We start from the raw sequence: 20,637 nt of genomic DNA, 5'->3' as shown, positions 1-20,637 counted from the left end.
GAAAACCCCCGTCAGGTAAACGGCGGGGGTTAAATTATTTTATTTAGAACGGAGAAGTTCTTTAATATCTTTTAGTTCCGACTGAATTAATTTAATATATTCCAATTTTCCAACCTCTGATAAGTCATCTTGTATAATTCCAAGTAAATCATTGATAGTGGTAATCTTTCTTTCAGCTTGCTTTTTATAGAATTCAAATGAAGTATCAGGTTCTAGGTTTGTTGTAACAACTTCGTTCCATTCATTATTCTCAAGCTGCTTTCGCCATTGCTGAAATTCCAATTGCACGTGCTGAAAGGCAGACGTTTCATTCATACAAACTAAATGAATAAGCTTCTCTTTTTGCTGATAATGGAAATAGACAGTGAACAATGTAGTAGGCGAATCTGTTGTTTTTAGGTTAAGCTCCATCACTCCCGGTGAAGGAGTTGTTTTTATTTGTTTTAACTTTGCTCTACTATCCAAGTCCACCAAGTCTAGAAATGAAGTAACTGGATAGAAGATGTGTGTTACTGACTGGGATACATTAATAATTTTGAAGTCCTCAGTCAATTTTAAATATGGGACGGGAATCCGGTACATTAAAGAAGCACTCCTTTATTGATAGTTCCGGCTTCCTTTCTATAATTTTCCAACCATTGGAAAAGGAAGGATGTATCCTTAGCAATGAGAGTTTCCGCAGGACAGCATGACTGAAAGGCAGATTCCGCATGCAAGCGGCTTCCAACTATGAAAGTGGTGCCAGTGTTAATAGTTTGCAGTCTTTCCATTGTTTCTTTAAGTTTAGGAAGGTGATGTCTAATGGATACAGATATACATACAACATCCGGCTTCCACTTTTTTATGCTATATTCTGCATAGTCCAATGGCAGGTTGGAACCAAGGTCATACACATCCCAACCAAATTCTTCAAAGAGGGAAGAGGCCATTTTCAATCCTAAATCATGTTCTTCCCCTTCTACACAAAAAAACATGGCGCGCGGGGAAGGGGAGTGCTCATCTATAATTCTATCATTTATTTTTTCTAAATGATATTTTGTCAAAATCATCTCACATGTACCTGTCGCCAAATGCTCATGTGCAACAGAAATTTTATTTTCCTCCCACATTTCTCCAATACGATACATGGCGTCACGAAGGATAAAATCATAAACAAACGAACTATTGTAGCCTTGATCTATCGTATCTTTTACACAAGACCAACCGGAGGCCACGTTTTTGTCGAGAAGGAATTGTGATAGTTTCTTGGAGATTTCATTCATTTGACCCCTCCTATTCCAACATAGTAATAATAAACAGTATACTATATTTTCCGTAAAATCAAATGCTTCTTCTATGAAATGCTCGTTTATGTTTGTCAGCTGCCCAGTTATGGGATTAAAAATACCTTGACACTGGGCTATACAAGACAAAGATTTTCTCTTATGCTTAATAGAGGTAAATATTAGTAGCAAAGGAAGTGTCTCAATGACTTATCAACCAAATGTACAAGAAACCTTTTCATTAATCAAAGAACTTGTTTCTATCCCAAGCCCTTCAGGTAATACGGAGAAGGTAATAGGTTTTGTTGAAAGGTACTTAAGCGAATGTGGAGTAGAAACAGTACGAAACCGTAAGGGAGGCTTAATTGCTTCCATTAAAGGAAGCAATGATAAAGAACATCGCATGCTAACAGCCCACGTCGACACATTGGGAGCTATGGTAAAAGAAGTAAAATCAAATGGTAGATTAAAACTCACCACAGTCGGAGGGTTTCGCTGGAATTCCGTCGAAGGGGAATATTGCCAAATCGAAACATCTTCCGGAAAAACTTACACGGGAACCATTCTCATGCATCAAACTTCTGTTCATGTATATAAAAATGCCGGAGATGCACCAAGAAACGATGAAAATATAGAAGTTCGCATTGATGAAAAAGTCACCAACGCAGATGAAGTAAGAGCTCTAGGAATTGAAGTGGGAGACTTTGTATCTTTCGATCCTAGGGTACAAATCACAGATAGTGGCTACATAAAATCTAGGCACCTCGATGATAAAGCGAGTGTAGCAATTTTACTAAAACTTATTAAATTTATTCAGTCCGAGAAAATTACGCTTCCTTATACTACACACTTCTTAATTTCTAATAATGAAGAAATAGGATATGGGGGGAACTCCAATATTACCCCGGAGACCGTGGAATACCTTGCGGTGGATATGGGTGCTCTTGGAGACGGACAATCATCAGATGAATACACAGTATCTATCTGTGTAAAAGATTCCAGCGGACCTTACCATTACGGATTAAGAAAGCACCTTGTTGATCTCGCAAAGAAAAACGAAGTGGATTACAAAGTGGATATTTATCCATACTACGGCTCAGACGCATCTGCTGCCATCCGTTCTGGCCACGATATCATCCATGGTTTAATTGGCCCTGGAATAGAATCTTCCCATGCCTTCGAACGCACACACGCAAGTTCCATTGAAAATACGGAGAAGTTGATTTACCATTACTTGTTGTCTGGTATGGTGAAGTACTAATTCATATCCAAATAAAACCACCTGCAGACCTTTAAAGGAACCGTAGGTGGTTTTTATTATTTTCACTTATTATAGAGATGAAAAAATCTTTTCTATCTTTAGGTATTACGATTCTCTTGCCTTCATGAAGATTGAATTGATCAATCGATCCACAAGGCATTTCTAATACATAATAGCTATTTTTAACAATTGGCGATACTCTCCAAGGCTTTAACTCTTTTATGCATAAAATAATTTTCCCAACTTGATCGACGAAAACGACATCGATAGGAAACCGCATAAAAAACATGTGAACACTGTTACAGGGGGAAAGCAGTAGGCCGCTATTATGTATGGAAGGTTTGAACATAAGTCCGATAAACCGTTTTGTAAAGGTGTCGGCACTTTTAATATGAAGCGAGTGATAGTTTTCCATTATATCCTCCTTCTTTTAGTTAGCTTTTGTTCATTATATAGAATATTAAATTCTTTTTAAAAAACGAAATACTGAGAAAAATGAAGGAAACAAGCTAAATAGATAGAAATTCTCAAGTAAATGGTCAAAAATGCCTTTTTTTTAGTGTTTTCATTCTTTCTAGTTCGTTATAATATTGAATCAAGTTCTAAATAAAGAACAAACGACTGGAGGAATTTATCATGAAAGATTTGATGATCCGCGTGTTTAAAGAAGAAGAAGGTCAAGGGTTAACGGAGTATGGATTGTTGGTTGGTTTGATTGCATTAGGTGTTGTTGCTGCAGTTACGGCATTAGGTGGACAAATTTCAGCTGTGTTTGGTACTCTAACAGACAAATTAAAAAGTATAAAATAATTTGATGTACAAAGCTCTGCTTCAACAAAGCAGAGCTATTTTTAAACAAAGGAGGACGCCAGATGCTCATCAACGTCGTTCTGTTTATCGTATTAGGAATTTCCGTAGTAACGGATCTTCGAAAAAGAATAATATTTAATATAATCACCTTACCTGCCATTCTGTTCGGTTTAATCTACAATACATATCAAGCAGGTCTAGAAGGGCTGTATTTTAGCTCTATTGGACTATTGATAGGTTTTTTTCTATTGTTCATTCCTTTTGTGCTTGGTGGAATGGGAGCTGGGGATGTAAAATTATTAGCTGCAATAGGTTCAATGATAGGCGGAGAGCTAGTGTTTCAATCTTTCCTTTACACGGCATTGATTGGAGGGGTTTTTGCAATGGTCATCCTTCTTAAAAATAATAGACTATTGTTCTTTATTAAGAATTTGATATTCTCTGTACTTTATAAGCAGTCAATGAATATGGAACTAGAAGTGAAAAGAAAATATACAATTCCGTACGGAGTTCCAATTGCTCTTGGAGTGGTAAGTCTTTATTGTTTCGGAGGCCTGGTATGAAGTCACAAAATGGACAATCGCTAGTTGAATTTGCACTAATTGTACCTTTAATATTACTTCTATTATTCGGGATGTTTGATATTGGAAGAGTTCTATTCTCGGCTGTGGCATTGGAGCATGCAGCAAGGGAAGGTGCGAGAGTGGCAAGTGTTGGAAAAACCAATGCTGAAGTGATTGCATCAATAAATAATGCAACAACAGGCCTTGATACGAATCAAGTCTCTGTATCCATTTCAACTGAAGCAAGGAACTCCGGTGAAAACATAGAAATATATCTTAGCTATCCGGTAAATATGATTAACCCTTTGTTGAGATCATTCCAACATTCCTTTACGATCTCTTCAAAATCTGTGATGAGGGTGGAGTGAAATGCTAAAAAGTAATGATGGTAACGCATTGGTCATGATGGCATTTATTCTTTCCTTGCTTGTTGCGCTAACAGGACTGGTTGTCGACGGTGGACGTTTATATTTGCAAAAAGGTGAAATGCAAAAAGCGATTGATTCGGCAGCATTAGCTGGTGTACAACAGGTTAAAAACGGTCAGATTAAAGTTGTTAATGCAGCAATTGAATTAGCCGCAGCCAATGGAACAGAGTTGAATTCCAGTAAAATCACTGTGGGTTCAGACTCAGTCGAGATACATAATGAGGTCCCGGTAGAAATGACTTTTGCCAAAGTACTGGGCTTCGCTTCTGTAGATGTTTCTGCAACTTCTAAGGCAGTTTTAGACACTACAAGAGGAATAATTAAGCATTCTAACGTCATACCAGTCGGGATTCCAAAGGATAAATTGGTAAAAGGGCAATCACATACTCTGCATTTTACACCAGGTGGGGGAAGCAATGGTCCACAACAAGGAAATTTCGGGTTTCTAGCTATTGGCGGAAGAGGTGCCGCAAACCTTGAAGACAATATTGCTAACGGAATCGAAGTGGAAATTACACCTGGTAGTTACGTATTGACTGAACCTGGTTTGAAATGGGGGAAGGTTCGCAGTGGTTTTCAAGAAAGAATAAGTAAAGACGCAACAAAAACTTACTGTAATCAATTTAGCACTGCAACAAGCGGTTGTGCGAGGGTTGCTATTTTACCGATTGTAAATGACCTTGGTTCTGTTAATGGTAGAGGGAAGGTCGAGATTATCGGATTTGCTGCGTTCTGGATTGAAAAGGTGGAACCAAACGGTGGGAATAAATCAGTAAGCGGGTACTTCATTGATGTTGTTACCTCTGGTGAATTTAGCGAAGACGTCGAAAATTTTGGAATAAGCACAATTAAACTAGTAAATTAGACTGGAGGATGAAGCATGACACTAAAGAAAGTATGGCTACTGTCAATTATGTTCGGAGTTGTCAGTACAATATGTTTTTATCTTTTTTATCTCCCAGGGGGCCCCAACCAGAAAAAAGTACCTACTAATAATGTTGTTCTAGCGGCAGAAGAGGAAAAGGAAGAAGAAGTGGTAGTTACAGAATTTGAAATTGAAAATGGAAAAAGAGCTATGTCCATTGCAGTTAACGACGTACAAGGTGTATCCGGACATTTGGAGCCAGGGGCGATGGTGGACATTTTTGTAAATATTGAAACCACAAAAGAGGACAATGAAGAAGTTGTCCCGTCACAAGTGGGAACATTTGTGTTGCAAAATGTGAAAGTCTTGGCTGTGGGGCATTTCATGGACGAACCTGAAACAGGGGCAAGATATCAAATGATTACGGTGGAAGCCACGCCAGAACAAGGTGCAAGTTTAGGTTTTGCCTCCCAGCATTCCATCTATCTCATGTTAAGACCTGAGGGAGATAACTCAACTCTAAACGAAAATATCTTAATGGATGAAAAGCAGCTGATCAAGAAAGGGGGGCAATGATAGATGATAAAATGGTACGGTTTTTTAAATGAAAATGAACAGAAAATCAGTGAGATGATTCTTTGGTTAAGAACACATGAAAATTACAAGGGGTTAACGACCATTGATGAGCTGTTAAATGAATTGGATGCTCCAGAAAAACGAATTATTTTTATCGATAAATCTATTTCTCCTAATTTCTATTCCTTGACCATGCAGTTAAAGAAGCTAGACCCAAATAATTTTGTCATCATGGTGGGAAAAGACCTTAAAGAAGCCGACATCCGGTTGGCTATGAGAGCAGGGATGATGGATTGCATCAACTTGCAGGATGATATCGAATTGATTAAAAATGGACTGATCGAATCAAAAAGGCATATTGAATATTTGAAGAAACAGGAAGCTCATGCACCAAGTTTCGCACAGAAAGAAGGAAGAATTATCACCTCCTCAAGTACAAAGGGAGGTGTAGGGAAAACGACATTTGCAGTAAATCTGGCGTACTCCCTTCAGAAAAAAAATCAATCAGTGATTTTAGTTGATTTGCACCTTCAATTTGGAGATGTTGCGATGTTCTGTGATGTCAAGCCAAAAAAGACCATTTATGAATGGGTGAAGGAAGACTTTGATCGTAAAAATAGGAACGTGCAGGCCTATTTGACCAAAACATATCTTGAAAATGTTTCAATTCTTGCTGCGCCACTTCGCCCTGAATTCTCGGAGATAATAAAACCTGAGCATATCAGGGAATTATTTTTAGAATTAAAGAAGTGGTATGACATCATCATTGTAGATACACATTCACATGTAGATGACCTGTTGCTGGAGACACTGGAGTTATCTGATGAGATATACTTGCTGACAAATGGTAACCTTCCAGCAGTTAGAAATACAAAGCTATTTATGGATACTCTTCAATCACTTCAGCTAAAGGCAAAACCTCAGCTAGTAGTAAATGCTGTAAAAAAGGATGATCCGTTGAAATTAGAAAATATGAAAAAGATTCTCGGTGTAAAAATCCTGACAGTCCTTCCTTCCGAAGAAAAGATAGTTAAAAAATCAGTGGCAACAGGTATTCCATTTGTAGCAGATTCTCCAAAGAAAGGCTTATCTAAACGATTTACTAAAATGGCAGATGCATGTCTTGAGAGGCATGCCTCATTGATGAGTAATGACGTTCTAATTGGTGCGGGGGGGAGAAAATAGTGTCTCTTATGCGAAGGCTCGGTGTCGAGACAGAAGTAGTGGAGGGTTCAAAAGGGTTGAAAGAATCCACTATTACGCTTACCAATACGAAAACGGTCTATCTCCCTCAGTTCAAAGAGATTGAAATGCAACTTCATAACTACTTAGTAGATAAATTAAAACAGCAATCTTTAGAGGATAGGGAAGTGGAGGGGAAAGTAGCTGAATTGAGTGATGATTTTTTCGTCAATCGTGATGACATTCTTAATTATGAGGAAAAGCAAGCAGTCATTCAAAATGTCATTTATGAGCTAACAGGGTATGGGCCAATCACCCCGCTTCTTAATGATTCGACAGTTACGGAAGTAATGGTTAACGGTCCAACTAAAATTTACATGGAAAAACAGGGGAAAATAATTAAGACTCCTTTTACATTCAGAGACAATTCCCATGTATTAAAAGTAATGGAGCGGATTGTAGCCCCAATTGGAAGGCGGATAGATGAAAGTGTCCCTATGGTAGATGCCCGTTTACCTGATGGTTCACGTGTTCATGCCATAATCCCTCCGTTGGCTATGAATGGTCCTACTCTAACCATACGTAAATTCCCTGATAATCCATTAACAATCCATGACCTCCTCCGAAATGAAGGGCTTTCCTATGAAATGGCGGATTTTCTAAAATCTTGTGTAGAAGCAAAATTGAATATGATGATTAGTGGAGGAACTGGTTCAGGAAAGACAACTTGTTTGAATGTTTTATCTTCCTTCATAACAGAGGATGAGCGAATTGTTACTATTGAAGATTCCGCGGAACTCAGGCTTTCACAAGAGCATGTTGTCACTCTTGAAGCGAGACTTGCAAATGTGGAAGGGAAGGGGGAGGTTACCATCCGGGACCTGGTTAAGAACGCCTTGCGTATGAGGCCTGATAGGATTATCGTCGGAGAGGTAAGAAGTGCTGAAGCTCTGGATATGTTACAAGCAATGAATACTGGACATGATGGCAGCCTTGGAACTGGACATGCGAATTCCCCTAGAGACCTAATTTCACGACTTGAAGTGATGGTGATGATGGCAGGTTTTGACCTTCCAGTACGGGCGATCAGAGAGCAGATTGCGGGAGCGTTAGATTTAATAGTCCATCAAGTACGTCTCAAGGATGGTAGTAGAAAAATAACCCATATTACCGAGGTGTTAGGGGTAATGAATGAGACCATTGTGCTGCAAGACCTTTTCAAATTTGAAGAGCTTGGGAAAAGTGATAACGGGAGAGTGAAAGGACGATTCTCATCAACGGGAATACGCCCTAGTTTCTTTGAAAAGTTTGAGGCACAAGGTATTAAAATTCAGCCATCATGGTTTAGTGAGGAGTGATGAAACCTGAATATATTAATTACATTAATTATATCTACGCTGTTCTTCCTTCTCCTATTTCTACTAGTCATGAGACTTACCAATAGACAAACAAAGGAAATGAAGAGGCTTAATAAATACTTGCTTCTTTCCAATTCGTTAACTATAGCTGATGAGAAAGAAAAAAAGAAAAAGTTAGCGGAAAAAAGTAAAGTCATTCTAGGAATGGGGAATCTACTAGAAGGGAACTTCCAATTCAAAAATTTGCGACAGCAATTAATTTATGCTGGATATGAAATAGGTCCAGGAGAATATCTCGTAAGAACCATTCTTTTAGCCGGTATTTTAAGTGGAATAATATACTTGATCATGTCTTCTCTATTAATAAGTGCTTTTTCTTTTTTTCTTGGGTTTGTAATACGTTCATTTTTATTAAAGCGAGCAATTAGAATACGGAATCAGTTAGCAACCCAACAACTCATTCAAGCGCTAGGGATCATGGCAAATAGTTTACGGGCAGGCTATAGCTTCTTGCAAGTAATCAAGTTAATTTCAGAAGAGTCACCAAAACCATTAGGCAAAGAATTCGGAAAAGTCATTCAGAATGTTAATCTTGGACTATCCTTAGAAGAATCCTTTGAACAGCTGAAAACTAGCTTTAATAATCCCGATTTAGAAATGGTGTTAACCTCTATTCTCATTCAAAGGGAGAGTGGAGGAGACCTTTCTCGTCTTTTAGAAAGTATCCAGGAGACAATGATTGGTAGGATGAGAGTAAAAGATGAAGTCAGAACACTTACTGCACAAGGAAGGTTATCTATGTGGGTAATCATGTTTGTTCCTGTGGGAATTGCTCTTTATCTTCAAGTGGTCAATCCAGATTATTTTCATTTAATGTTTCAGCACATACTTGGATGGGTCATGATTTTCATGGCTATATCCGGTGTATTACTTGGCTGGTTTATCATTAATAAAATTGTTAGCATTGAGGTGTAGAGATGGGACATTTTCTTTTTATAGTATTATCCTTTACAACCATGACGCTGATTTGTGTAGCAATAACCATGACAGTCTTTCGCTCCTCTTTAGCACTAGAACGCAGAATTGAAAACTTTTTTCCTAGTTCCGCCTCCTTAAATGGTGGGAAGGTGAAGAAAGGAGATATACGTGAGAGTGCAAAGGGAAAAGCAAGGGGAATTGTACAAAAGATGATGAAAGAATCATCAAGAGTCTACCTTGAAAAACGACTTGATGAAGCAGGAAGACCAAATGGATGGACCTCTGTTGATTTCAGATTAATTCAAGCGACGTTGACTTTGATCTTGTTCTTTAGTTCAGTGGTCCTTTTGTCACCGGGAGCAGAGTCTATTTCATCGCTCCTTTTCTTAGTAGGTGTCATAAGCTTATTTGGCCTGTACATTCCTAATTTCATGTTAAGTGTAAAAATCAAAAAACGTTTAAAGCTTATGGAAAGAATGATGCCAGACTTCTTTGATCTGCTGAACCTATCCATGGAGGCAGGGATGGGACTGGATGCTTCCTTTCGAAAAGTGTCTAAAACGCTTAAAGGACCACTATCAGATGAATTTATGAAGATGATGGATGATATGAAACTTGGTAAATCACACAAAGAAGCTTATATGCTTTTGAGGGAAAGAGTGAAGATTGCTTCTTTTCAACAGGCAATCACATCCCTAATTCAGGCGGATCAGATGGGGATGGGCTTATCTAAAACTGTCAACCTACTTACAACTAGAATTAGGGAACAACGAGTTTTCACCGCGAGAGAGCATGCCATGAAAGCTCCTGTCAAAATGGTATTTCCCTTAATGTTTCTGGTGTTTCCAGCCATTTTCATTGTATTACTTGGACCGATGGTGATTTATATAATACAGAGTGGATTATGAAAAAAACAGCACCCCCATATAAGGAGGGGATGCTGTTTTTGAGGGTTTATAGCATTATGTGAAATACTCAATCCGCGCCTGAGGAAAATAAGAATGAATATATTCAGATAATGTCTCTTTTATCTCGGTCGCTTCGTCCTTCGTATATACATACTTCCCGATCCCATATCGTCCCCATTTATACTGACGCTTTGCTTCGTCTAGCTCAAGCTTTGTCATCGGATAGTTTTGTTGAATGACCCTTTTTGCAGGTTTGGTAAATCGGTGTTGAATTAATTCAAATGTAAGGTCCTCAGTGGCATGTGCAGGAAGCTTATCATATAGCTTTTGGAATAAAGTTTTATATCCCTCTTCCCAGCCTTCGTGCAAGTAAATTGGTGCAACGATAAAACCAAGAGGATAGTTTGCACCTGCAACTTTTGCAGCAGCTTCAATTCTCAAATCTAGAGAAGATGTTCCGGGTTCAAAGTTCTTTATTACATAATCGGCATTCACACTGAAACGAAACCTTGTTTTCCCGCGATGGTCTGCATCAAGCAAGTGATCGACATGGTGAAACTTTGTCACAAACCGAAGAAGACCATGTTCAGATTTACCAAAGTACTCAATCGCTTTTTTCAAAGAATGAGTAAGATGATCAATACCCACGATATCCGATGTACAAGACGCTTCAAACCTGGTGATTTCGGGAGCTCGTTCTTGCATATATTTATCGGCTGCGTCAAAGATTTCATCCAGGTTCACATAAGTCCTGATATAAGGCTTGCTTCCCATAGTTGTCTGCAAATAACAATAATGACAATGGCCCATACAACCTGTCGCAAAAGGGATGGCATACTCAGCAGAGGGTTTGGATGAATCAAACTTCAGCGTTTTTCTAACCCCGACAACTAAAGTTGATTTAGCAGTCCTGTATTTTTGAAAATCATTATCTCCAGGTAAATTTCTTATCTGATTATGGGAAGTAGTTTCCCGTATTTCAAGTCCCATCGATTCAAATTTCTCTTTTAGCTCTACTCCTAATGGATAGTCAAGTGCTTTAGGTTCAATATATACAAGTTGTGGAACAAACGGTTTCATGTACTGCCCCCCTTTTTATTCGTATGTTGGTCCAAAATATTCATTATATAATGCTTCTGCTTCTTCTAATGAAGTGAAAAAAACGAACTCATCCGATAATGGATAATACGTATCATAGAGAAAGATGGAAAGCTGCCCTTCCTCGTAAGGATTTGCCATTATACTTGCCTGTTGGATGGATGCCACATTCTGTGTGTGCGGATTTCGATAAAATAAGTACACTACATCTCCTTCTTGTAGAGAGGAAGACGGAGCTTGTTGGTATATGTCCATGTTAGTCACCTGCTTTTAATTGTTTCATCTCATCAAAGTCAATAGGAATGTAATTTTAGTGTTAAATGAATCGGGAATAATATCCTTGAGAAATATTGTAAAACTAATCAATTTTATATAGAGTAATTTTTATGAATATTTTGAAACTTTTTACAAGCGTTGTTCGTCTATTGGGGGGAAAATTGGAGGTGGTCTCGCGATGAATCACGTAGATTTACGACCAAAAAAAAGATCAAAACTTCGCATTTGGCTTGGAACCCAGTTCTACATAGCCAAGAGATGGGTAGAGTGGAAGACAGGTAAGAAAATCTATGCAGTAGAAATGACAGAGGAATTATTGCCGTATCAAGTTTTTTTACATAAAACTCCTACGCTTAGAAAGTTAAAGAACGTAGATATGTGGTACCAGAAAAATAAGGTAATTAATTTGAAAATCGCCCTACAGAAGTTAAATGGTGTAGTTATTCGACCAGGCGAAACTTTCTCTTATTGGAAGTTGATTGGAAAGCCGACGAAGAGCAAAGGATATGTAGATGGAATGGTTCTTTTTTATGGCATGTTTAAGCCAGGCCTTGGAGGAGGCTTGTGTCAGATGTCAAATCTTATTTATTGGATGACATTGCACACGCCGCTGACTGTAACAGAACGATACCGCCACAGTTTTGATGTTTTTCCTGATTCTAAGAGAACCCAGCCTTTTGGCAGTGGTGCAACCTGTTCCTATAATTACCTGGATCTACAGATTAGAAATGATACAGAACAAGCCTTTCAGTTAAAGGTAAGAATGGAAGGAGACTTCTTGGTTGGAGAATGGAGGTCCGCAAATCCTCCAATCGTAAAGTATAAGGTGTATGAAAAAGACCATAGCATCACATCCGCTTATTGGGGAGGCTATTTACGTCATAATGTTATTCATCGCAAGGTGATGAACCTTCAGGGAATGGAAATCGATGACCAATATGTAACCGAAAATCATGCTATTATGATGTATGAGCCGTTATTGGAAGCAACCGAACAAAACGGCTAAATGACGTTATTAAGGGTGTGTTGAAGATGATTTCTATTCCTAAAGAAATGAAAGATCAAATGATTGGCAGAATCCAGTCATATTTCGAAGAAGAACGAGACGAAGAGATTGGCGAGTTAGGTGCCGATTTGTTGCTGGACATCTTTATGAAAGAACTCGGACCGTACTACTATAACCAAGGGATTGCCGATGCGAAGGCTTTGGTGGAAGAACGTTGGGGATCTGTTGAAGAGGATATTGAAGCTTTGAAACGCTCTACTGGGGGCGGAAGGTACAGGTAAGTTGATTGACGAGTTTCTATTTATATTTATTACGCTAGTTTAGAGAAACAACTTTTTTGGCTTTTTTTAAAGCCAAAAAAGTTGTTTTTTGATTTTGAGTTTGAATTTCTAAAAATGTGTGCGATTTGGCGTATTATACAATTAAAGGGAATCGCCCGTATTTTTCTATTTTCGCCTATAAATCCGAAAAATCGCCCGTAAACTCAAATTATCGCCCGAAAGTGGCCCCAAATCGCCTGTAAATCTCAAAAGTCGCCCAATTCCGTTTTCTATGCATTTCTTGCCGCCGCCAAGCTGCTAAAGTTGTCCTTCTAGCTGGCCCTAGAGCGGGGCTGACTTCGACATCGGTCTCAAAAATCCTTCAGGGGTCTGACCCCTGAAGGATTTTTTTCTCCACAGTCCTTCGTCCAGAGAGTTTCTAAGTTTTGCTTTGTTGGTTTAGTGGAATGAAATGAGTATAGGTGGTGATGGTGTTGAAGGCGAATGTGTTGGTGATTGGGGGCGGTGTTGGCGGTTTGACGGTTGCGCTTAAGCTTGCGAAGTGTGGTGTTGGTGTGACGGTTGTAGAACAGGTTAAAGGGAGCCCACACATGTACAAGGGAGAATTAGTGCAGCCGAAGACGCTACAAATTTTCGAGAAAAATGGCATTCTTCCTAAGGTGTTGGAATTTGGACATAAAATTAACTGCATTGAGTTAATAGAGAAGAAGAAGCAGAAGAAATCAAACAAAAAACCGATTCAATCTATGAGTTATAACATACTTCCGGACCCTTATAACTATGCATTGATGATTCCCCATGAAACATTAAAAACTATTCTACTTGAGGAAGCAAAAAAATATCCTTCCTTCAAATATATTCAACCTGGACGGTTCGTAGGTTTCGATGGCAACAAGGCAAAGGTGAGAATGGACAAGGAAGAGGTACTACTAGAAGCAGATTATTATGTTAGTGCAGAGGGGCGTAAGTCTAAGGTTCGTGAAACGATGGATGTGCCGAAAAAAGAAAAGAAATATGATCATGATTTTCTGACTGTTACGTTTCCAAGGCCTGCAAGCATGATAGAAGGAAAGATCATTTCTACAGATGATACCTTTCTTGGGCTTTTCCCTTTGCCTGACAATCTTGTAAGGAGTGTATATTTAATTCCAAAAGGCTCTTATAAACAGATGATTGAAGAAGGGCTTGAATCCTTTTATCAAAAATATTTAGAACTCTGCCCAGAGCTGGATGGATATGTTCAGAAGATAGATTCTTGGAAAAAAATCCAGCTCATGATTCCCGTGCATTATCATGTTTCTAACTATGTGAAAGGAAACATAGCATTGCTTGGGGATGCGGCTCATAGCGTCCATCCGATGGCAGGCGAGGGAATGAACTTGGCGATTCAGGACGGAGATGTCCTTGGAGAATTACTATGTTGGATGTATGACAAAGAAAGACATTCCCCAGAATATCTTTCTTTTTATGAAGAAGTAAGAAAACCTAGGGTTCGCCATGTATTGAAATTGAGTCACCTGTCCGCTTTGGCCTATTCGCGTCCTCTCAAATCTTTTGTGACGTGGAGAAGCAAAGTGATCGATCAGCTCACAAACGATCCTGTTCTTCATATTAAACATATGTTGAATATTTCTGGTTTGGGCATTTGGAAGGAATCCCTAATGGATAGGGTCATTCAGTCTGGAGTTGCTCCAAAGAGGAAAGAACGGGATAAGCAGATCATTGACCGCAGGCATTTTTTTACAGAAGAAGAAGATTACCCATGGAGAAATAAGGAGGAAGCATAGGTATGATAAGTGAATATGTGAGGCTTTTTAAAGCGCGAGGGTATATGAAGAGAAACTTGCCCTTCCTATATAGTTGGCATGCCTATGTTGGGTATGAGCTCGATTTGTTTGAAGCTTTTAAAAAGCCTAAAACAATTATGGAAGTAGCAAAAGAACATGATTTAAAGGAAGATCTATTGAAAAGATGGGTTGAAGTAGGCGGTGTCATTGGATACTTGAAAAAGAAATCGAAGGAACGCTACCAAACCGTGAAAAAGTTCATGGTACCTTCAAGTAAACATAACCCTCGTTCTACCGGGGTGCTTTTAAAAGAGATGATGGAACTGCATATACCTACTCTAATAAAGTATCCAAAAATGATGAAGACGGAAAAGAAAGAGCTTTTTAATCAAAAAGAACATGGAATGGTTGTCGCGCAAACCTCCTCACTTTTAGAACAACTGGCTATTCCAAGAGTGATGAAGGTGATGAAAAAAGCTAAACCTAATACTGTGATAGATGTCGGGTGTGGAAGCGGTGGTTATTTACTAAAGCTTTCTCAAAAGTTTCCGAAAGCGAGGATGCTTGGTATCGAGCTCAATGAGGATGTGGCTGAAGAAGCGAGTAAAAACTGTCAAAAACAAAGTCAGGTGGAAATTGTTTGTGAAGATGTTCATAAGTGGTCACCGGAGGAAAAAGTAGATTTTGTTATGTTAAATAACATTCTACATTATATCTCTCCGGAAGACCGGACGGATCTATTTAAAAAAATAAGTGAATGGTTGCCTCCTAAAGGAACATTATCAGTGGTTTCACCAATACACAACTCTAAACATGGTGGTCAGTTCTCCAGTGTGTTCAACAGTTTTTTTACCGCATTTGATAACTTGTACCCTCTTCCTTCCGAAGATGATCTCAAGAATCTGGCGAATGCGGCAGAGTTGAAAGTGGAAAAAATGCAGCCGGTCATCAAAGAAGGCGGCTGGTATCAAATTACTTTTACTAAATTAAATTAATTGTGATTGAAGAGCTCACCTTTGGAGAATCTCCAAGCTGAGCTCTATTTTGTGGTGTAATAATCCTCTATTTGAATAGTTTTCCTTATCCTACTAATATAAGGAAATGTCGTAATAATCCCTTAATATACCCGTTATTTACGTAACCTAAATGTTATTCTGCTGTTCTTTTAAACTACTAGAACCATGTTATTATTAGAACACTGAGTCAAATACATAGGAGGTATTTAGTATGAAAAAGAGCATGGTTTCTTTAGTAACGGCAGCGGCCCTTGCAGGTACGTTTAGTTTAGGTGCAAATGCCTCTGCTGCAGAAGTTACGGTAAAGAAAGGCGACACGCTTTGGGACATTGCTAAAGCGAACAATATATCAGTAGATGAAATTAAAGAGTGGAACAGTCTATCAAGTGACGTAATCCACCCACAAGATCAATTGAAAGTGGCGTTGTCTGAACGCTACAAAATTGAAAAAGGTGACACGTTATGGGGGATTTCTCAAAACTATGAAGGTGTCTCTTATCAGAAATTAGCAGAATGGAATTCCATTTCAAATCCTGATTTAATTTATGCAGGGGACGAGCTGGTAATCTATGTGGATGGAAATCCAGTTGCTGTAGAAGCTCCTGTAAAGAAAGAAGCACCAGCTGAAGAACCTGTGACAGAAGAGCCAGCAGAAGAAGCACCGGCTGAGGAGCCTGTAACAGAAGAGCCAGCAGAAGAAGCACCGGCTGAGGAGCCTGTAACAGAAGAGCCAGCAGAAGAAGCACCGGCTGAAGAGCCTGTAACAGAGGAAGCAGCGGAAGAAGCACCAGCTGAGGAGCCTGTAACAGAGGAAGCAGCGGAAGAAGCACCAGCTGAAGAGCCTGCAGAGGAAGAAACTGCAGCTGACCAAGAGGTAGCGCAAGAGTTAACGATGACAGCTACTGCTTATACAGCAAGTTGTGAAGGATGCTCTGGTATCACTGCAACAGGAATCAACCTGTTGGAAAACCCAGATATGAAAGTTATCTCTGTTGACCCTGATGTTATTCCTTTGGGATCAAAAGTATGGGTTGAAGGCTATGGCGAGGCAATTGCTGGAGATACTGGTGGAGCAATCAAAGGAAACAAAATTGATATCTTCATTCCGGACAAGCAAGATGCTATTAACTTTGGTGTACAAGAAGTTCAAGTAAAAGTTTATAAGTAATAAAAAGATAGGGGCTGCTCGATGTCATCGGGTGGCCTCTTTTTCTATGTCTAAGTAATGATTTGTGGAATAATCATTAGGATAATTCTTGATCGTGATGAATACCTTAGAGACGAGAAAAAAGGAGTAGAGAAGTCTTCATGCGGGTGATGAAGACCTCAGTGAGGAAAAGAAAGGAGTAGAGAAGTCTTCATAACGGTGATGAAGACCTCAGTGACGAGAAAAAAGGAGTGGAGAGGTCTTCATAGTGGAGATGAAGACTTCAGTGACGAGAAAAAAGGAGTAGAGAGGTCTTCATAATGATGAAGACCTCAGTGACGAGAAAAAAGGAGTAGAGAAGTCTTCATAACGGTGATGAAGACCTCAGTGACGAGAAAAAAGGAGTAGAGAAGTCTTCATAACGGTGTTGAAGACCTCGGTGACGAGAAAAAAGGAGTAGAGAGGTCTTCATAGAGGAGATGAAGACCTCAGTGACGAGAAAAAAAGGAGTAGAGAGGTCTCTTCCGCCGATATGAAGACCTTGATTCCATTTTGGCAGTTACCCGAAGCAAAGAGTTTTTTTAATGGAGGTTGATTTCCGTTCCCGGCGCCGGAGCTTCACTTGCCTGCGGGCGGTCCGGGAGCTCCCTCACAACGCTTCAGGGGTGTCACCTGTCCCTTCCTCCCGCGGCCGTATCGCACCTTCCACTCTAATTAACTGGTATTTTACTCAAAAAAATCTTCCCTCTTAATAGATTTTTAGGTAAAATGTGAGAATATTTTTAAATATTAAACGGAGAGGGTAGGGGTTATGATTAGGAGATTGACAGAAATGGACCATGAAATATGTTTTGACTTTTTAAGTGAACAACCTGCAGAAAATCTCTTTATTATTGGAGATATCGAGGCTTATGGGTATGAAAAAGACTTTCAGAAACTGTGGGGAGAATTTAATGAGAAAAACGAACTTATAGCGGTTCTTCTAAAATATGAAGAAAACTTTATCCCATATGCAAAAGGAGTCTTTGATGCAGAAGGATTTGCAAACATCATGTTAAATGATCCGAATTTTAGTATGATGTCAGGTTTAAAGGAAGTGACAGCAAGAGTTGAACCGTTTGTCATGCACCGGCTAAAAAGGAAAAGACAGACCTATTATGCGAAATGTACGGTCTTATCACATGAACTAGAGGCCAATGTTGATACCTCAAATGTTCTTCAGGCCGCTCCACAGGATGCTGAGAGACTTGTCAGATTACTAAATTCAATTCCTGAATTCACTGATTCTATCATAACCGTGGAAAGAAAGAAACGTGTGCTCGAGGAAGGTGTTTCGCGCTCCTTCTTTATGGAAGAAGATGGTGAAATGGTTTCCACTGCCTCTACTACGGCAGAAAACACGGTATCAGCAATGGTTGTAGGTGTAGCAACCCTTGAGAATTTTAAAAAGAAAGGCTATGCCACACAATGCATGGTCAAATTGTGCAATCAACTTCTTCAAGAAGGAAAAGAGCTGTGTTTATTTTATGACAACCCAAGTGCAGGAGTAATCTATAAGCGGATAGGTTTTCAAGATATTGGTTTTTGGATGATGTATTCCTTTCATAGACAACAGCAAGAGTAGGAACTCTAAACTTTTATTTAACGTTTTACCCAGTCGCTGAAGTGGAATAAGGTAATAGGTACTTATCACATAAAAGAGGCGATTGGATGAATTTAAAAGAGGAAGCACGCTATTGGAAGGAACAGATTAATATAAGGAAAATATGGGCGCCTAGTTTGCTTATTCTTGCAGGGATAGCTCTCATGATTTCCGCCACGGCTTTGTTCCTTGAATTGGCAGAGGATGTATGGGAGCAGGAGAAGTTTACATTTGACCGTGTTATCATGGATTATTTCCAATCGATAGAAAACGGAACATTGACTAACATGCTAAGATTGATAACGGAAACCGGTTCTGTCTGGTGGATAACCTCTGCGAGCATGCTTACGGTGTTATTTCTTTGGTTGAAAAAAAGAGATGTACTTGGCGTTGTGTTTTTCATTCTTGCCATAGCTGGTGGAGGATTGTTTATCTTTGTCTTAAAGTACTTTTTCCAACGCGACCGGCCTACATTGGCTCCCGAATTCGACGGGAGTGGATATAGTTTTCCGAGCGGGCATGCGTTGGGAAGTTTCATCTTATATGGTTTTATCATCTATCTGATTGGCAGAGAAAAACGTTTCTTTAAAACGAGATTGCTAGGAACCGGACTTTTGGCCACACTTATCATTCTTGTAGGTGTTAGCAGGGTCTATCTCCAAGTGCATTATCCAAGTGACATTTTGGCAGGCTATGCTGTTGGAATGATCTGGCTTATATGCTGCATATTTTCCATGGAAATGATGAAGGTGTATCGGGACAAGGATAAGCGGGCCCATCTCACTAATCTTATCTATCACCGAAAATGAAATAGAACGACCCTAAACGGGCCGTTCTATTTCATTTGTTCCTCTACTTCTTTATTAAGTTCGTTTCTTACTTCATCAACATCAGCTGTATCATATTTTTCGTGTAACAGAGGTTGGAGTTTTTCCATTACCATTGTTTGCTCATATAAGTCTCTATCATAATTATGGTTTAATTCTTTTATGGTCAAACTTAAAGCTTCGGCATAGGCTTTGTGCTGAGGAATGTCGCTCTGATCCGGCCCTTCGGATATCCACGTATCTAGTTCTTCTTCCGTAACGCTTACATTGTATTTATTTTCGGCTATACTCATAAATGTTTCGTAATACTTCTGGTTATACTCTGCTTCCTCCAAGGCTTCCTCTTTGGTGAGGTCTCTTTTATTCATTAGCCTCTCATCACCAATAGCACGAATCACCCATTTTTCCAACTCCTTGTTTTCTATTTCCATTTCTTTTGCGCGGTCTACGATATATTCCATAATGAATTTATATTCTTCATAGGAAAGCTCACTCCCAGCAAACAACCCGTCTAGAGGGCCTGCTTCATTTGTCTCCTTTTGTTCCTGACATGCTGTTAACAATGTTAGAGAACAGACGATAATAAAGATAATTATATTTTTTTTCATCATTTCTCACCTATGGCTTTTTTCTTTTATCCTACCAATAAACGATGAAGAGGGCAAAGCAAAGGGTAAGAGAGCGAGACAAATCGGGAGTGAGGACTTTGTTAAAATTTATCTCTACTTTTATGCTGGTGGCCATTATCGGGGTCATTGGTTATCATTATTATGATTATGTGGATGGGGGCTCTTTATTTTCTTCTACTACACTTGCAAGTGTGCAAGAAATAGAGCATCAAGAATTTGAAGAAGCGGTTTTATATCAGGAAAACAGGGAAGTTAGCACTTTAGAAGTCTTAGCAGAGCAACATAAATATTTGAATAATGTAACAGGGTGGGGAGGGGCAGACACAGTCAATCTTCGCAATTTAAAAACATCTGACGAATGGAAAGAACTAAAAGCTGCTGTCAGTTGGATGAAATCGGAAGGGTTTGCTCCATCCAAAGTGTGGAATGACATGGAAAATGCAAATGGACTTATTATTCTGGTCGAACGAAACGATGACAGAATGGCACTGAAGTACTTACACCGAATCTTTCATGATTTGGACGTAACCCTAAATGAAGTAACAAAAGAAGAAGGCGAAACAAACATTTGGGGAGTAACCCATGCACTGGGAAACAATCGAGAAATTAGAAGAGTCAACAACTACCTTAAAAAGAATTTTTAAGCGAAGCGCCGGAAACGTAAATCAACAAGTAAAAGTTAACCTGAAGCGGATACGACAACCGCTTCTTCTTTTTTGCGAAAAATTCAAATAATT

The 20,637-nt window shown here is 39.2% G+C and carries 24 protein-coding genes; 18 read left to right on the top strand and 6 right to left on the bottom strand.

Annotated features, from left to right (window positions below; translation table 11 throughout):
- Positions 1-39: 39 nt before the first annotated feature.
- Positions 40-582, bottom strand: coding sequence for a hypothetical protein (locus tag FZC76_RS03845; protein WP_148986934.1), 543 nt, complete (start codon positions 580-582; stop codon positions 40-42).
- On the bottom strand, positions 582-1,262 hold the full coding sequence (locus tag FZC76_RS03840) for a cobalamin B12-binding domain-containing protein (RefSeq protein ID WP_148986933.1): 681 nt from the start codon (positions 1,260-1,262) through the stop codon (positions 582-584). Before FZC76_RS03840 ends, FZC76_RS03845 begins: the two co-directional genes overlap by 1 nt.
- A 205-nt stretch (positions 1,263-1,467) precedes the next feature.
- Here FZC76_RS03840 and FZC76_RS03835 point away from each other — a divergent pair, with 205 nt between their 5' ends.
- Positions 1,468-2,523: a M42 family metallopeptidase gene (locus FZC76_RS03835; protein WP_148986932.1), complete on the top strand. Its 1,056-nt coding sequence runs from the start codon at positions 1,468-1,470 to the stop codon at positions 2,521-2,523.
- A gap of 31 nt (positions 2,524-2,554) precedes the next feature.
- Here the strand turns inward: FZC76_RS03835 and FZC76_RS03830 are convergent, their stop codons facing one another.
- A complete protein-coding gene (locus tag FZC76_RS03830) occupies positions 2,555-2,938 on the bottom strand; it encodes a DUF192 domain-containing protein (protein ID WP_148986931.1) in 384 nt (127 codons plus the stop codon).
- A 221-nt stretch (positions 2,939-3,159) separates the two neighbouring features.
- Here FZC76_RS03830 and FZC76_RS03825 point away from each other — a divergent pair, with 221 nt between their 5' ends.
- The 9 genes from FZC76_RS03825 to FZC76_RS03785 all read left to right on the top strand — a co-directional run bounded on the left by FZC76_RS03825 (position 3,160) and on the right by FZC76_RS03785 (position 10,191).
- The gene (locus tag FZC76_RS03825; protein ID WP_148986930.1) at positions 3,160-3,333 is read left to right on the top strand and encodes a Flp family type IVb pilin; all 174 of its coding nucleotides are present in this window, start codon (positions 3,160-3,162) and stop codon (positions 3,331-3,333) included.
- Between the two features lie 62 nt (positions 3,334-3,395).
- On the top strand, positions 3,396-3,896 hold the full coding sequence (locus FZC76_RS03820) for an A24 family peptidase (protein WP_148986929.1): 501 nt from the start codon (positions 3,396-3,398) through the stop codon (positions 3,894-3,896).
- Complete coding sequence (locus FZC76_RS03815; protein WP_148986928.1) at positions 3,893-4,264, top strand: TadE/TadG family type IV pilus assembly protein; 372 nt, start codon at positions 3,893-3,895, stop codon at positions 4,262-4,264. The genes FZC76_RS03820 and FZC76_RS03815 overlap by 4 nt, the downstream gene beginning before the upstream one ends.
- 1 nt (position 4,265) lies before the next feature.
- A complete protein-coding gene (locus FZC76_RS03810; protein ID WP_148986927.1) occupies positions 4,266-5,189 on the top strand; it encodes a TadE/TadG family type IV pilus assembly protein in 924 nt (307 codons plus the stop codon).
- 15 nt (positions 5,190-5,204) lie between these two features.
- Entirely contained in the window at positions 5,205-5,765 is a 561-nt protein-coding gene (gene cpaB, locus FZC76_RS03805; protein ID WP_148986926.1) for a Flp pilus assembly protein CpaB, read from the top strand.
- Positions 5,766-5,768: 3 nt separating this feature from the next.
- Positions 5,769-6,950: an AAA family ATPase gene (locus FZC76_RS03800; protein ID WP_148986925.1), complete on the top strand. Its 1,182-nt coding sequence runs from the start codon at positions 5,769-5,771 to the stop codon at positions 6,948-6,950.
- Positions 6,950-8,305, top strand: coding sequence for a CpaF family protein (locus tag FZC76_RS03795; protein WP_262372372.1), 1,356 nt, complete (start codon positions 6,950-6,952; stop codon positions 8,303-8,305). The genes FZC76_RS03800 and FZC76_RS03795 overlap by 1 nt, the downstream gene beginning before the upstream one ends.
- A 120-nt stretch (positions 8,306-8,425) precedes the next feature.
- The gene (locus tag FZC76_RS03790) at positions 8,426-9,280 is read left to right on the top strand and encodes a type II secretion system F family protein (RefSeq protein WP_187441944.1); all 855 of its coding nucleotides are present in this window, start codon (positions 8,426-8,428) and stop codon (positions 9,278-9,280) included.
- Between the two features lie 2 nt (positions 9,281-9,282).
- On the top strand, positions 9,283-10,191 hold the full coding sequence (locus tag FZC76_RS03785; protein ID WP_148986923.1) for a type II secretion system F family protein: 909 nt from the start codon (positions 9,283-9,285) through the stop codon (positions 10,189-10,191).
- Positions 10,192-10,245: 54 nt separating this feature from the next.
- Here the strand turns inward: FZC76_RS03785 and splB are convergent, their stop codons facing one another.
- Both splB and FZC76_RS03775 read right to left on the bottom strand, forming a co-directional pair.
- Positions 10,246-11,271: a spore photoproduct lyase gene (splB, locus tag FZC76_RS03780; protein WP_060666275.1), complete on the bottom strand. Its 1,026-nt coding sequence runs from the start codon at positions 11,269-11,271 to the stop codon at positions 10,246-10,248.
- Positions 11,272-11,286: 15 nt separating this feature from the next.
- Positions 11,287-11,544, bottom strand: a complete 258-nt coding sequence (locus tag FZC76_RS03775) for a transcriptional regulator SplA domain-containing protein (RefSeq protein WP_148986922.1) — start codon at positions 11,542-11,544, stop codon at positions 11,287-11,289.
- Positions 11,545-11,743: 199 nt separating this feature from the next.
- Between FZC76_RS03775 and FZC76_RS03770 the strand changes: the two genes are divergently transcribed.
- The 7 genes from FZC76_RS03770 to FZC76_RS03740 all read left to right on the top strand — a co-directional run bounded on the left by FZC76_RS03770 (position 11,744) and on the right by FZC76_RS03740 (position 19,253).
- Positions 11,744-12,571: a VanW family protein gene (locus FZC76_RS03770; RefSeq protein ID WP_148986921.1), complete on the top strand. Its 828-nt coding sequence runs from the start codon at positions 11,744-11,746 to the stop codon at positions 12,569-12,571.
- Positions 12,572-12,597: 26 nt separating this feature from the next.
- Positions 12,598-12,852, top strand: a complete 255-nt coding sequence (locus FZC76_RS03765) for a DUF2164 domain-containing protein (protein WP_148986920.1) — start codon at positions 12,598-12,600, stop codon at positions 12,850-12,852.
- 467 nt (positions 12,853-13,319) lie between these two features.
- Positions 13,320-14,639 (top strand): FAD-dependent oxidoreductase, encoded by a 1,320-nt coding sequence (locus tag FZC76_RS03760; protein ID WP_262372384.1) that lies wholly within the window; start codon positions 13,320-13,322, stop codon positions 14,637-14,639.
- A 2-nt stretch (positions 14,640-14,641) separates the two neighbouring features.
- On the top strand, positions 14,642-15,634 hold the full coding sequence (locus FZC76_RS03755; RefSeq protein WP_148986918.1) for a class I SAM-dependent methyltransferase: 993 nt from the start codon (positions 14,642-14,644) through the stop codon (positions 15,632-15,634).
- A 232-nt stretch (positions 15,635-15,866) separates the two neighbouring features.
- On the top strand, positions 15,867-16,823 hold the full coding sequence (locus FZC76_RS03750) for a 3D domain-containing protein (RefSeq protein ID WP_148986917.1): 957 nt from the start codon (positions 15,867-15,869) through the stop codon (positions 16,821-16,823).
- A 790-nt stretch (positions 16,824-17,613) separates the two neighbouring features.
- A complete protein-coding gene (locus FZC76_RS03745; RefSeq protein WP_148986916.1) occupies positions 17,614-18,426 on the top strand; it encodes a GNAT family N-acetyltransferase in 813 nt (270 codons plus the stop codon).
- Between the two features lie 86 nt (positions 18,427-18,512).
- A complete protein-coding gene (locus FZC76_RS03740) occupies positions 18,513-19,253 on the top strand; it encodes a phosphatase PAP2 family protein (protein WP_148986915.1) in 741 nt (246 codons plus the stop codon).
- Positions 19,254-19,279: 26 nt separating this feature from the next.
- On the opposite strand, the gene FZC76_RS03735 is transcribed toward FZC76_RS03740, so the two are convergent.
- Entirely contained in the window at positions 19,280-19,879 is a 600-nt protein-coding gene (locus FZC76_RS03735) for a hypothetical protein (protein ID WP_187441943.1), read from the bottom strand.
- A 98-nt stretch (positions 19,880-19,977) separates the two neighbouring features.
- On the opposite strand from FZC76_RS03735, the gene FZC76_RS03730 reads away from it, so the two are divergent.
- On the top strand, positions 19,978-20,544 hold the full coding sequence (locus tag FZC76_RS03730) for a hypothetical protein (protein ID WP_148986913.1): 567 nt from the start codon (positions 19,978-19,980) through the stop codon (positions 20,542-20,544).
- Positions 20,545-20,637 lie beyond the last annotated feature (93 nt).

Source organism: Sutcliffiella horikoshii, from assembly GCF_008180725.1.
Classification (GTDB): Bacteria; Bacillota; Bacilli; order Bacillales; family Bacillaceae_I; genus Sutcliffiella_A; species Sutcliffiella_A horikoshii_B.
This window is presented reverse-complemented; position numbering and strand designations above follow the sequence as displayed.